Source organism: Arthrobacter sp. P1_D4, from assembly GCF_056406115.1.
In genome coordinates this window covers 47978-60409 of record NZ_JBFUAU010000009.1, presented here as the reverse complement: position 1 = coordinate 60409, position 12432 = coordinate 47978, and the positions used below count along the sequence as shown (strand labels likewise).

At 68.0% G+C, this 12432-nt stretch carries 12 protein-coding genes; 6 read left to right on the top strand and 6 right to left on the bottom strand.

Translation table 11 applies throughout. The features are described 5' to 3' along the window. Nucleotides 1–44: 44 nt before the first annotated feature. The 6 genes from AC1D0A_RS10375 to AC1D0A_RS10350 all read right to left on the bottom strand — a co-directional run bounded on the left by AC1D0A_RS10375 (nucleotide 45) and on the right by AC1D0A_RS10350 (nucleotide 4661). Complete coding sequence (locus tag AC1D0A_RS10375; protein WP_476945744.1) at nucleotides 45–608, bottom strand: PadR family transcriptional regulator; 564 nt, start codon at nucleotides 606–608, stop codon at nucleotides 45–47. Nucleotides 609–747: 139 nt separating this feature from the next. Further along, a complete protein-coding gene (locus tag AC1D0A_RS10370) occupies nucleotides 748–1161 on the bottom strand; it encodes an ankyrin repeat domain-containing protein (protein ID WP_043435923.1) in 414 nt (137 codons plus the stop codon). Then, nucleotides 1158–2240 (bottom strand): CAF17-like 4Fe-4S cluster assembly/insertion protein YgfZ, encoded by a 1083-nt coding sequence (ygfZ, locus tag AC1D0A_RS10365; RefSeq protein WP_476945743.1) that lies wholly within the window; start codon nucleotides 2238–2240, stop codon nucleotides 1158–1160. The genes AC1D0A_RS10370 and ygfZ overlap by 4 nt, the downstream gene beginning before the upstream one ends. Before the next feature lie 101 nt (nucleotides 2241–2341). After that, the gene (locus AC1D0A_RS10360; RefSeq protein WP_476945742.1) at nucleotides 2342–3091 is read right to left on the bottom strand and encodes a flavodoxin family protein; all 750 of its coding nucleotides are present in this window, start codon (nucleotides 3089–3091) and stop codon (nucleotides 2342–2344) included. 53 nt (nucleotides 3092–3144) lie between these two features. Beyond that, entirely contained in the window at nucleotides 3145–3759 is a 615-nt protein-coding gene (locus tag AC1D0A_RS10355; RefSeq protein WP_079550149.1) for a nitrobindin family protein, read from the bottom strand. A gap of 167 nt (nucleotides 3760–3926) precedes the next feature. Then, nucleotides 3927–4661, bottom strand: a complete 735-nt coding sequence (locus AC1D0A_RS10350; RefSeq protein WP_223913795.1) for a permease — start codon at nucleotides 4659–4661, stop codon at nucleotides 3927–3929. Nucleotides 4662–4904: 243 nt separating this feature from the next. Here AC1D0A_RS10350 and AC1D0A_RS10345 point away from each other — a divergent pair, with 243 nt between their 5' ends. The 6 genes from AC1D0A_RS10345 to AC1D0A_RS10320 all read left to right on the top strand — a co-directional run bounded on the left by AC1D0A_RS10345 (nucleotide 4905) and on the right by AC1D0A_RS10320 (nucleotide 12402). Beyond that, nucleotides 4905–5603, top strand: a complete 699-nt coding sequence (locus tag AC1D0A_RS10345; RefSeq protein WP_028276526.1) for a winged helix-turn-helix transcriptional regulator — start codon at nucleotides 4905–4907, stop codon at nucleotides 5601–5603. Between the two features lie 310 nt (nucleotides 5604–5913). Continuing rightward, nucleotides 5914–6936 carry a mycothiol synthase gene (mshD, locus tag AC1D0A_RS10340; protein ID WP_476945741.1) on the top strand — a complete coding sequence of 341 codons (1023 nt, stop codon included), beginning with the start codon at nucleotides 5914–5916 and terminating at the stop codon, nucleotides 6934–6936. An 89-nt stretch (nucleotides 6937–7025) separates the two neighbouring features. Beyond that, nucleotides 7026–9290 carry an RNA degradosome polyphosphate kinase gene (locus AC1D0A_RS10335; RefSeq protein ID WP_028276525.1) on the top strand — a complete coding sequence of 755 codons (2265 nt, stop codon included), beginning with the start codon at nucleotides 7026–7028 and terminating at the stop codon, nucleotides 9288–9290. Nucleotides 9291–9301: 11 nt separating this feature from the next. Beyond that, entirely contained in the window at nucleotides 9302–10279 is a 978-nt protein-coding gene (locus AC1D0A_RS10330) for an NUDIX hydrolase (protein WP_243181103.1), read from the top strand. 66 nt (nucleotides 10280–10345) lie between these two features. After that, entirely contained in the window at nucleotides 10346–12004 is a 1659-nt protein-coding gene (locus AC1D0A_RS10325; RefSeq protein ID WP_476945740.1) for a hypothetical protein, read from the top strand. Continuing rightward, nucleotides 12001–12402 carry a GntR family transcriptional regulator gene (locus AC1D0A_RS10320; RefSeq protein ID WP_476944035.1) on the top strand — a complete coding sequence of 134 codons (402 nt, stop codon included), beginning with the start codon at nucleotides 12001–12003 and terminating at the stop codon, nucleotides 12400–12402. The genes AC1D0A_RS10325 and AC1D0A_RS10320 overlap by 4 nt, the downstream gene beginning before the upstream one ends. Nucleotides 12403–12432: the final 30 nt, after the last annotated feature.

Here is a 12432-nt window from a genome sequence, read left to right as displayed (position 1 = left end):
CTGTGTGGGGGCGGCCGGGTCCCGGCCGCGGTCCTGCGCGGAGTTCACCACGGCAGTTCGCCGGAGCGGAGCTGGTCCTGAAGGCTGCGGATCCAGGCGATTTCGGCGCGCAGCGTGCTCAGCTGGAACTGGACATCGATCCAGTACTTGCGCTCCACGCCCTTCTTCGCGAGCAGGTCCTCGCCGGAGACCAGGAAGCCGAGCTGTTCCTCCAACGCCTGAAGACGCCGGTCGAGGAGTTCCACGACGACGCCGGCGGGCAGGTTGTAGGCCTCGGAGATGGCCAGCGGGAAGGCCGGGTATTCGTTGACCGGGGCGGCGAGCATGTCCTGCAGCCACGTCGTGAACGCTTCGCGGCCGGCAGCCGAGATCGTGTAGGTGGTGCGCTCCGGACGGTTGCCTCCCCGGTCCGTTCCCGTGACTGTGACCAGCCCCCGATCCTCGAGCCGCCCGACGGCGTGATAAAGCGTTCCTGGCCGCACCTTGACCAGCCGGTCCTCGTGCCGTGCGATCAGGAGCTGGTACATCTCGTAGGGATGCATCGGCTCTTCCACGAGCAGGGAAAGTGCGGCGACACCCAGGGGTGTCAATGCGGTTGCCCGGGCCATGGTGCAGTCCTTCTCGGTTTAGCAGTGTTCTCTTCGGCCTAAACGGCAGTTACTCCACTAAAGATTATTCCACGTGGAGTATTTGAGGGCAATCCTCCCAAACCCGGGCCGGCCGCGCCCCGGCCCCAGGCGCGATTGGTCAGCCGAGGAGGGCCAGGATGTCCGTCCGGGCGAACATCTGCGCGGCGGCCCGCGCGGTGGGGGTGCCGGCGTCCGGGTCGGCCCCGGCGTCCAGCAGTTCCCGGGCCACGTCCGTGTAGCCCTTGAAGACAGCACCGGCCAGCGGGGTCTGGCCGCGGTCGTTCGGCGTGTTGGCGTCGCCGCCGTGGTCCAGGATCAGCCGGACAGTGCCGGCGTGGCCGTGGTACGCCGCCAGCATCACCAGCGAGTCGCCGGAGGAGGTGGTCAGCGTGGCCGGGGCGCCGGCGGCCAGGTAGCTGCCCAGCAGAGCGGAGTTGCCCTCGCGGGCGGCGTCGAAGAGCGCGTGCGCCAGCGCGAGTGTCTCGTCGTCGGGCGCGGCGCCCGGCTCGTTCACTTTGGACTCGCCGCTCATCGGGTGCCCCGCAGGAAGCCGGTCTGGCGGCCTACCACCTGGCCGGCGTCGGGGGCCACAATGACTTCCTGGGCCGCGGAGTACGGCTCGTCCCCGTCCACGACGGTCAGGACCTCGTCCGGGGCGACGGAGCGTTTGATCACGGCCAGGGCGACGGGGCCCATCTCGTAGTGCTGCGCCACGGAGGTCACGGTGCCCACCTTCCGCTCGCCCGCACGCACCTCGCTGCCGGCCGCGGGCAGGGTGTGCTGGGAACCGTCGAGCTGGAGGAACACGAGACGGCGCGGCGGGTGGCCCAGGTTGTGGACTCGCGCGATCGTCTCCTGGCCCTTGTAGCAGCCCTTGGCCAGGTGCACGGCAGTGCGGAGGAGGTCGAGCTCATGCGGGATGGTCTTGTCGTCCGTTTCCGCGCCCCAGCGGGGCCGCCACGCCGCAATCCGCAGCGCTTCGGACGCCATGGTGCCGGCGAGGGCACGGTCGCCCACGGTCGCGACCAGCTCGTCCTCGGGGACCAGGTACTCAAACCAGGGCCGTTCCAGTCCTGGATGGGCGTCCTCGCCCACCACAGCGTAGGAGTAGCCGCCGGCGCCGACGTGCGGCCACGGGTCTTGCCAGGCCTGCAGCGCCTCCCATTCCGGGATGCGGTGTGTGGAGCCGAGTACGGCCCAGTCGGCGGAGACGTCCGCGATTTCGACCCGGAGCATGAACTTCATCTTGTTGAGCCATTCGGCGAGCGGGGCCGCCTCGGCTGCCTCGACGATCAGCCAGGTCGTGGCGCCGTCGTCCACCACCCTGGCGTCGAATTCGATCCGGCCCTGCACGCTCAGCAACAGCAGTTCGGTGGACTGGCCAGGGGCCAGCGAAGTGAGCTGCTGGGAGGACAACGTGTTGAGCCAGCTCAGGCGGTCCGGCCCGCTGACCGTCACCACACCGCGGTGTGAGAGATCGACGACGGCGGTGCCGGCGGCCAGCGCCCGCTGCTCCCGGAGAGGCTCGCCGTAGTGGGCGGCGACGCCGGCATCGGCGCCGCCGGCCTCAACCGCGGCCGGGCGCCACAACAGGGGGCTTTTGATAGTCATATTGAAAGGAACGTCCTTAGCTCTGTGCGTATTCCGGGCCCGGCAGGTTCCGGCCCCGGCAGGGACAATCTGGCTCCGCCGGACTGTGGGGCAGGCCGGTCCTAGCGGTATTCCGGATTTTCAAAGTCGAAACGGGTGCCCGCTTTCCAGGCATCGGGCAGGTTTCCGTAGGCGGGAATGCCGCCCGCATCCTTGAGCATGCGCGCCAGGTGCAGCATGTTCCAGGCCATGAAGGTGGTGTTGCGGTTGGTGAAATCGCTCTCCGGCCCCCCGGACCCCTGGTCAAGGTAGCTCGGTCCCGGCCCGACGGGACCGATCCAGCCGGCGTCGGCCTGCGGCGGGATGGTGAAGCCGATGTGCTGGAGGCTGTACAGGACGTTCATGGCGCAATGCTTGATGCCGTCCTCATTGCCGGTGATGAGGCAGCCGCCCACCTTCGGATAGTAGGCCCACTGGCCCTTCGCGTTCAGCTGCCCGGAGTGGGCGTAGAGGCGCTCGATGAGCTTCTTGGTCTGCGAGGAGTTGTCCCCCAGCCAGATAGGCCCCGCGACGACGACGATGTCCGCTTCCTGGACGGCCGGGTAGAGTTCCGGCCACTCATCGGTGGCCCAGCCGTGTTCGCGCATGTCCGGGTAGACCCCGCTGGCGATGTCGTGGTCCACCGTGCGGATCACGCGGGTGGTGACGCCCTGCTTCTCCATGATCCGGCGGCTGACCTCGATCAGGCCCTGGGTGTTGGACACGTCCGGGGACTTCTTGAGCGTGCCGTTGAAGAACACGGCCTTGAGGTCGGCGTAGCTGGCGCTGCCGGGTGCTGTGCTGCCGGCTGAGCTGGTGACTGTGTCGTTCACGGCATTTCTCCTGGGTCGATGGTGACAACGGAAAAATCAGTGAGACCGCGTAATTAGCCTACTTTGGCGAGGATGGCCGATGCGTGGGCCTCCAGGCCGCCGCCCGCCGTCGAATTCTTGCCGGTGGCCACGTCCCAGCGCCACAGCAGGTTTCCTTCCACCAGCCCGAAGATCCGGGTGGCCGCCGTGTACTCCTTGGAGTGGCTGCCGCGCATCACCATGTCGGTGCTGAGCTGGATCTGGGGGCCCTTGATCTGGCCGTAGTACAGCTCCGAGATCCCGCCGGGGTGGGCGATGGAGACCGAGATGTCGAAGCCGCCGTCGCTGTTGCGCAGGGCCTCCACCTCGTCGGCGCTCTTGAGCACCGGGACGATGTCCGCCGGGATCAGGCCGGGGCCGCCGTCCTCCTCGCGCTGCTTACGCTCCAGCGCCCAGAAGCCGGTCTCGACGGTGAGGGGACGCAGTTTGGTGCCCTCGTCGTCGGTCAGCCAACTCTCGGCACGGTACTGCAGGTACGGCAGGCCGTTGTGCGTAAACGAGACGTGTTGCAGGAAGTGCTCGGAGTCCTCGTCTCCAGCCCCCAGCCGGCCGCTGCCCTCCCACTCACCAATGAGCCAGGACAGCGGAACGATTTCGGGGGTCAGATCAGTAGGGATTTCAATCGGCACAGCATCTACCTCTGGAAGCTACGGGGTCTGGAACGTCTTACTTCTGGCCTTTGAAGAGGCGGTACACGACAAAGCCGGCAAACCACGCCATGGACAGGCTGGCCACGCCAAGCAGGACAAGGAAAAAGATCTCATATGCAAGTACGGACATGATGCCATCCTAACGCTTAGTAGATGAGTAGTTTGTCTATGAAGTAGGCCAGTGAACCGACAGCAGAAACCGGCCCGAGCCCCATGCCCACGGCCGCCAAAACATTTAGGCCCTCACCGTTGAGGATGACGAGGCGGCGGAAACTCACCAGCACCGCCCCCACGACGACGCCGACGAGGGCCGCCGGCAGCACGGCAATGTCGGAGAACACCAGGCCGGCGAGCGGCCCGGCAAGGCCGGCGCTCACGATGCCCAGCGGCGCCACGATCCGGTCCGGCCAGCGGATCAGCCCCGCCAGCAGCGCGATCGCCGAACTGATGGCCGCCACGAGGATCATTTCGCGGACCCCGTTGAAGCGCGAACTCGCAATCCAGCCGGCGCCGAGGCAGGAGAGCAGGACACCCGCGCACGAGCCCAGGGTGGATTCGAGGCGCTGGGCCTGACCGGTGCCCCGGATCAGCTGCATGACGAAGATTGCCATGACCCCGACGGCCAAGAACGACGGCGTCCAGTCCAGGAAGCCCGGAGCCGGGAGATAGGTCGCAGCCACTGCCGACCCGACGCCGGGCAGGCCAATCAAGACCGCGAGCGTCTTCTTGGCGGGGATGCCGAGAAAGTAGGGCCAGCCGATACCGATGCCGGCGGCGGCGAGCGCCGCGACGGCCAGGAGGACCTCAGGCGAGGCATAGGCTCCGGCGACAATCGCCGCGAGACCGGCCAGGCCGATGATCCCGACGCTCCACGGCTTCACTGTCTGCTCGCCATCGGCAGACCCAGCATGGCCAGACCTTCGCTCACTGCGGACCCCAATTCGACTCGGCTCAATTTCGACGGGCCGCGGGCCCTGACGGTTCAATCCTGCCCTATGTGAACGGTATGTGTCGCAAAAGGAGGCGCCGGAGGTGACGGGACCATGGCCGGAATGGGGCCCTTAGGTATACTCAACATCAGCAACAAGACGCCCAACGATGCGCGGACACCCCTTGGAGGAACAATGTCGCACATCCTGCTATTGACGAACAGCACGGGAACATCCGTGGACGTCCTGCCTGCTCTGGAACTGCTGAACCACCGGGTGCATATCCTTCCGGCCGAGCCCACTGCCCTGCTCGAGACCGACCCCTGCGACATCGTCCTGCTCGATGCCCGCAAGGACCTGGTCGGCGCACGTTCCCTCACCCAGCTGCTCAAGGCCACCGGCCTCAGCGCCCCGTTGATGCTGATCCTCACCGAGGGCGGCATGGCCGCGGTCTCCTCGGCGTGGGCCGTGGACGACATCCTCCTGGAATCCGCGGGCCCGGCAGAAGTCGAGGCCAGGATCCGGCTCGGCGTCGCGCGCGCCGTTCCGGAGAAGGAGGACGTGCCGACCGAAATCCGGGCCGCCGGCGTCGTGATTGACGAGGCCAGCTACACCGCACGGGTCAACGGCGCCGCGCTCAACCTGACCTTCAAGGAATTTGAGCTGCTGAAATACCTGGCCCAGCACCCCGGCCGGGTGTTCACCCGCCAGCAGCTGCTGACCGAAGTCTGGGGCTACGACTACTACGGCGGCACGCGCACCGTGGATGTCCACGTCCGGCGGCTGCGGGCCAAGCTGGGCGCCGACCACGAGAACCTGATCAGCACCGTCCGCAACGTCGGCTACCGCCTGACCCTGGTCCGCCAGCCCGAGGACGAACTGACCGAGGCCTGAGCGCCACGGCCGCCACGACGCGGCGGCGCCGGTACGCAGGCACTGTACACAAGCCCTGAACGCAGAAGGCCCCGGACTCTGGAATCCAGAGTCCGGGGCCTTCTTGGTGCACCAAACCATCGGCACAAACTTCTCAGTATCTAGCAGTACTTCTCAGTGGAGGACATACGGGTCGAACGTATCGAGGCCACCCCAGTGGTGGATCCCCCTCGCATCTGGCTCAACGCCGGACGAGATAACGACTATACGGGGCCGTCCGCAGTTCGACAAAATCGGCCGCTGACCCCCATGCACCCGATAGCCTTGCACCATGAGCCCTGCGCACCCGGAAAACTGGCCCGTACACACTGAAAAAGGAACCGTGGACGCCGCGCTGCTGCGGGACGTCGCCGCCCTTGTCGCCGCGGCGGAAGAGTCCGACGGCAATCCGCCGCTGTCCGAACAGACCCTTGTCACGCTGCGCGCCGGCGATACGGGCGAGCACTCGGTGCTTGCCCTGGCCCTCTATGCCCCTGACGACAAGTTGGATCCCGCGACGGCGCAGGACCTGGCCGGCGTCGCCGTCGTCATCGAGGAACCCGACGGCACCGGCATCCTCGAGGTCGCCGTCCATCCCAGCTACCGCAACCAGGGCGTGGGCGACCGCCTGCTGGGCGAACTGAGGACAGTCCGCGGCTTCGCCGGCCTGAAAGCCTGGTCCCACGGAAACCACGAGGCCGCGGCCGACCTCGCAGCCCGCTACGGCTACGGCGCCGTGCGTGAGCTGTGGAAGATGCGGTTGATGACGGCGGCAGCGGCCCTGCCGGAGGCGCACCTCCCGGACGGCGTACAGCTCCGCACCTTCGTGCCCGGCCGGGACGAGGACGGCTGGCTGGACGCAAACAAGGCCGCTTTCGCACACCACCCGGAGCAAGGCAACATGACGCGGGCCGATCTGGACGCCCGGATGGCCGAACCGTGGTTTGATCCCGCGGGCTTCCTGCTGGCCGTCGACCCGGCGGACCGGATCCTGGGATTCCATTGGACCAAGGTGCACCCCCGGCACGGCGACCACCCCGCAATGGGCGAGGTCTACGTGGTGGGCGTGACCCCCGATGCCCAGGGGTCCGGGCTCGGCAAGGCCCTCACGGTCGCCGGCATCAGGCATCTCCAGGGCTTGGGGCTCCGCGCCGTCATGCTCTACGTCGATGCCGACAACACCCCCGCCGTCGCCCTCTACCGCCGGCTCGGATTCACCCGCTGGGATGTCGATGTGATGTACGCGCCGTTGCCGCAGCAGCCAGCACAGGCCGCCGCTCCCGCGCCGGACGGCGTTAGTCAAGTCGGCGGATAACCGTCCCGGCCCGGGCCGAAACCTGGGGTCATCCGGCCATGATTGCTTGTAAGGTTGAAGCTACATCGCGCCAGCATTGAGGAGACACCATGCCACGGGATACCGCCCGGACATCCACGTCTGAACCAGCAACGCCGGAAAAGGGGGCGCGTCCGGTACGTGCCCGCTTTGGCTCCTCCGAAGTGCCGGCCTCGCGCGCCACGCAGGACCGGATCGATATTCCGGAGTTCGCGCCGAACCCGGAACCGGAAGGCGACATCCGCCCCGACCGGTTTCTGGACCGGGAACTGAGCTGGCTTGCGTTCAACGCGCGGGTCCTGGAATTGGCCGAGGACCCCAACCTGTACCTGCTGGAGCGGGTCAGCTTCCTGTCCATCTTCGCCTCCAACCTGGACGAGTTCTTCATGGTCCGGGTGGCCGGGCTGAAGCGGCGGATCGCCACGGGGCTCGCCGTCCCCTCCCCTGCCGGGCTGAGCCCCATGCAGGTCCTGGAGCAGATCGGGGAGGAGGCCCACCGGCTGCAGCAGCGCCACGCCCGGGTCTACGCCGAACAGATCCGTCCGGCGCTGGCCTATGAGCACATCCACCTGATGCACTGGGAGGAACTCGACTCGCAGGCCAAGGACCAGCTCAGCGCCATGTTCGCGGAAAAAGTTTTCCCGATCCTGACGCCGCTGGCCGTGGACCCGGCGCACCCGTTCCCCTACATCTCCGGGCTGTCCCTGAACCTCGCCGTGGTGGTCCGCAACCCGGTCAGCGACAAGGAGCTCTTCGCCCGTGTCAAGGTCCCTGACCAGCTCCCGCGCCTGATCTCCATCGACGGCGCCCGCGCCGGCTCCGTCCCGGGACGGGTGGCACGGTTCATCGCGCTCGAAGAAGTGATCGCCGTGCACCTGGACCAGCTGTTCGCCGGCATGGAGGTCCTGGAACACCACATCTTCCGCGTGACCCGCAACGAGGACGTCGAGGTCGAAGAGGACGACGCCGAAAACCTGCTGCAGGCCTTGGAGAAGGAACTCCTGCGCCGCCGGTTCGGCCCGCCCGTCCGCCTTGAGGTCACCAATGACATCAACCCGAACATCCGTGCCCTGCTGATCCGCGAGCTCGGCGTCGAGGAATCCGAGGTCTACTCCGTGCCGGCGCCGCTGGACCTGCGCGGACTCTCGGTGATTGCCGGGATCGACCGGGCGGACCTGCACTACCCCAAGCACGTCCCGCACACCTCGCGCTACCTCAACGAATCGGAAACGTCCAAGGCGGCCAACGTCTTTGCCGCCATGCGGCGACGGGACATCCTCCTGCACCACCCGTACGACTCCTTCTCCACGTCGGTCCAGGCGTTCCTGGAACAGGCAGCCGCGGACCCCAAAGTCCAGGCCATCAAACAGACCCTGTACCGCACGTCCGGTGACTCCCCGATTGTCGATGCCCTGATTGACGCCGCCGAGGCCGGCAAGCAGGTCCTGGCGCTCGTGGAGATCAAGGCGCGCTTTGACGAGCAGGCGAACATCTCCTGGGCCCGGAAACTGGAACAGGCAGGCGTCCATGTGGTGTACGGCATCGTGGGGCTCAAGACCCACTGCAAGCTCTCCCTCGTGGTCCGCCAGGAAGTGGACGGCCTGCGCCGCTACTGCCACATCGGCACTGGCAACTACCACCCCCGTACGGCCCGCTACTACGAGGATCTGGGCCTGCTGACGGCGAACGAACAGGTCGGCGAAGACCTTTCGAAGCTGTTCAACCAGCTCTCCGGCTACGCGCCGAAGTCCACGTTCAAGAGGCTGCTCGTGGCGCCGCGCTCGGTCCGTTCCGGGCTGATCGACAGGATCGAAACCGAGATCAGGAACGCCCGGGCCGGCATCCCCGCCCGCGTCCAGATCAAGGTCAATTCGATGGTGGACGAAGCCATCATCGATTCCCTGTACCGCGCGTCCCAGGCCGGAGTGCAGGTGGATGTCATTGTCCGCGGCATCTGCTCCCTGCGGCCCGGCGTTCCCGGCCTGAGCGAGAACATCACGGTCCGCTCCGTGCTGGGCCGCTTCCTGGAACACTCCCGCGTCTTCGCGTTCGCCAATGCCGGCGACCCGGTGGTTTACATCGGCTCGGCCGACATGATGCACCGCAACCTCGACCGCCGGGTTGAAGCCCTCGTGCAGCTGACGAGCGGCGACGACACGAGCTATGTCCTGGACTTGCTCAACCGCTACATGGTGCCCGAAACGGCGAGTTGGCATTTGGACAAGCAGGGTGAATGGACCCGCCACCACCTGGCGGAAGACGGCCAGGACCTCAAGGACGTGCAGTCCTGGCTGCTCGCCTCCCGCTCGCGCCAGCGCTCGACCAGCCTGCGGTAGGGATCGTGAGTGTGAGCAGCGATGCACTGGTTGCGGACCAGGCTGACCAACCCGGTGAAGAGGTTTCCGTCACGGCGGCGGGCGCCATCCCGTGGCGCCTCAATTCGGTAAACAAGGACCAGCTCGAGGTCCTGCTGATCCACCGTCCGCGGTATGACGACTGGTCCTGGCCGAAGGGCAAAATCGACGCCGGCGAGACCATCCCGGAGTGCGCCGTGCGCGAGGTGGAGGAGGAGATCGGGCTCACCGCCCCCCTGGGGATCCCGCTCCCGCCCATCCACTACCATGTGGCGGCCGGGCTGAAGGTGGTCCACTACTGGGCGGTCGACGTCGACGGCGCCGCCTTGATCCCGGACGGCACGGAAGTCGACAGCGTCATGTGGTGCCCGCCCGAGAAGGCCGCCCGCCTCCTGAGCAACCCGAGCGACATCGAGCCGCTGCAGCACCTGGTGAACGCCCACGACCGCGGGGAGCTGGCGACCTGGCCGCTGCTGATCGTGCGCCACGCGAAGGCCAAGCCCCGCTCGTCCTGGTCCAAGGCCGAGGGCGACCGTCCGCTGGCCGCCACCGGCATGCGGCAGGCGCAGTCGGTGGGGCGGCTCCTGCAGGCGTGGAAGCCCGCGCGGATCGTTTCAAGCCCGTGGCTGCGGTGCGTGGCCACCATCGCACCCTACGCCAAGGCGGCCGACGCCAAGGTCAAGCTCAACGAGGCCCTCACCGAGCACCGGCACAGCCGCAGCCCGCACAAGACGGCAGCCGTCGTCGAGGGATTGTTCGACAAGCAGCGGGCCGTGGCGCTGTGTACGCACCGTCCGGCCCTGCCCACGGTCCTGAAGCAACTCGCGAAGCACATGAACTCCCGGCTGCGGGACCTGCTGCCGTCCTCGGACCCGTTCCTGGCGCCGGGCGAGATCGTGGTATGCCACGTCGCCCGCGGCAGCAAGAAAAAAGTGGTCGCGGTGGAGCGGTTCAAGCCGTTCGACGACTGAGGTCCTTGACCCCGGGGGGCCCTAAGCCTAGTTTGTATCAATAGCTTGATACATTACTGCTGAATCTTGGGGGATTCCGTGCCGGTCCTGTTGAACGTGCCGCCGATGCTGTTGCTCGGCCCGGCGATCGCCGCCCTGCTGGTGTATGCCGTTCTGCGGTGGGTGATCTGGGCTCCCGGGACCGGAACGTCGCCGCAGACAGTGTCGGAGCACGGGCTGTGGGTAGGTGTGATCGGCTGGCTCGCGAGCTCACTCCAGGGCGCCATGACCCTGGGCATCATCCCGGCCAATCCGTCAGCGTCCGCCGTGGTGGGCGCCGACTCGATCATCCCGGCGCTGGCATGGCCCGTCCTGGGCTGCCTGGGCGTGCATGCCCTGGGACAGGTCAGCTACCCGGGTCCGCGGCGAATGCGGCGGCAGGCCGTGCTGTCCGTGCGGCGCATCAAAGACTTCCTGCCCCGCAGGCTGGCATTGACCACGGCTGCGATCTTCGTCTCGGCTGCCGCGGCCATCGCCCGGACTGCCACGCTGCCCGGGTTCGCGGCCGTGGCTCCCACTACGGTCAGCGACGGCGCGTACGGCTACTACAACAGCGGCGGCGACGGCCGTATCCCCGGACCGGAGGTGGCCGCCTGGCTCGGCGGCGCCCTGCTGGTGCTGGCCGTCGGCACGTGGCTGGTTTTGTGGCTGATCGGCCGCCGCCGACAGCTGGAGTCCCTTGACGCGGCGGACAACGCTGTACTGCGGACCATCGCGATGAACCGGCTGCTGCGCACAGTGTCCACAGTGGCTGCCGGCTTGGCAGTCATCGCGGGGAACTTCGCGGCCCGTCCCGATCCGGCCCAGCAAACGGGATCGTGGACGAACTTCGCCGGCCTCGCGGCGACCGTGGTTCTGCTCGTGATGTGGTGGTGGCGGCCGCCTCGGCTTGCTTCCGCCGGGCTGGGCGTCCGGAACCGGCCGGAATCAGGGATCGCCACCGGCCGCCAGCACCCGGCCGCCAGGCTGGTCTCCTCACTTGGAGCGCTCCTGGGCCTCGCGGCCGCCGTGCCGCTGGTCGCCGGAGCCTTCCTCGCCCCCGTGATCATGGCGGCCGCCGGCTACGGACTTGCGGGACTCGTGGCCCTGATGGGCATCTGCGTCCTACTGGTCATCGCCGGAGGCGAGCTGGTCCTGCAGCGCAACTACGGATCGCCCGAGGCGCCGCGCACCTGGCCCCGGCAGCCGGTCAACGCCGCCCTGCTGACCACGGCGGTCCTGGCGCTGCTGGTCTTCCTGGCAGCCCTCGCCGTCACCACCGCGGGGCGGGCCCTGCTGACCGAAGATTCCGGCTGGGTTCCGGTTGCGCTGCTCACGGCCGGGACCTGCGTTGCCGCCCTGCCGGCGTTCCTCCGGGCCCGGTCCCGCCAGGGCATCCGCGACGCCCCGCGCGGTCTGGACGCCGCGCTGCGCGCCATCACTGTCCACCGCATCGTGCGGACCCTCGCCGCAACCCTCACGGCCCAGGCCGGTGTCCTGCTGCTGACCCAGACCAACGCCTGGGCGGCGGTGTTCGGGTCGGACGCGTTCGGCGACGCCGTCGATCCGGCCGCCGGATCGTGGTGGCCCGCGACCCTGGCCGGCGCTGTCCTGGCCGCCAGTGCCGTGCTCATCGCCGTCGTCCCCGTGGGCGGCCTGGCCCGGAAGACCCCGGCTCCCCTGCCGCGGAAGGAAGTCGCCGCATGACGGCGGGCATCGCCATCAACCTGCGTTCGCCGGTTCCCCCCTTCGAGCAGATCCGGACGCAGATCGCCTCCCTCATCAGCCTCGGGACGCTTGCAGCGGGAACCCGGCTGCCAACCGTCCGCAGCCTCGCGTCGGACTTGGGCCTCGCTGCCGGGACAGTCGCGCGGGCCTACAAGGAACTCGAACTGGCCGGACTGGTCGAAACCCGGCGGCGCAACGGCACGGTGGTCGCCGGCAGCCAGCCGATCCTGCCCCCGCCCGCACTTCCCCCGGGCACGGTCCCGGTGGAGGTGATCGCCGCCGTCGACCGCTGCATTACGGAAGGCCGCACAGCCGGGCTCGACGACGCGGCACTGCTGGCGATCCTGCGGGCGAGGCAGGGCGGGTCACACAAATAAGGAGAGCCGGCGAGTTCTCAGTAGACTGGA

Coding starts and splice junctions, on each gene's coding strand:
- AC1D0A_RS10320 (WP_476944035.1), top strand. CDS start 12,001: ATGACGGCGGGCATCGCCATCAACCTGCGTTCGCCGGTTCCCCCCTTC.
- ygfZ (WP_476945743.1), bottom strand. CDS start 2,240: ATGACTATCAAAAGCCCCCTGTTGTGGCGCCCGGCCGCGGTTGAGGCC.
- AC1D0A_RS10375 (WP_476945744.1), bottom strand. CDS start 608: ATGGCCCGGGCAACCGCATTGACACCCCTGGGTGTCGCCGCACTTTCC.
- AC1D0A_RS10335 (WP_028276525.1), top strand. CDS start 7,026: ATGCCACGGGATACCGCCCGGACATCCACGTCTGAACCAGCAACGCCG.
- AC1D0A_RS10370 (WP_043435923.1), bottom strand. CDS start 1,161: ATGAGCGGCGAGTCCAAAGTGAACGAGCCGGGCGCCGCGCCCGACGAC.
- mshD (WP_476945741.1), top strand. CDS start 5,914: ATGAGCCCTGCGCACCCGGAAAACTGGCCCGTACACACTGAAAAAGGA.
- AC1D0A_RS10345 (WP_028276526.1), top strand. CDS start 4,905: ATGTCGCACATCCTGCTATTGACGAACAGCACGGGAACATCCGTGGAC.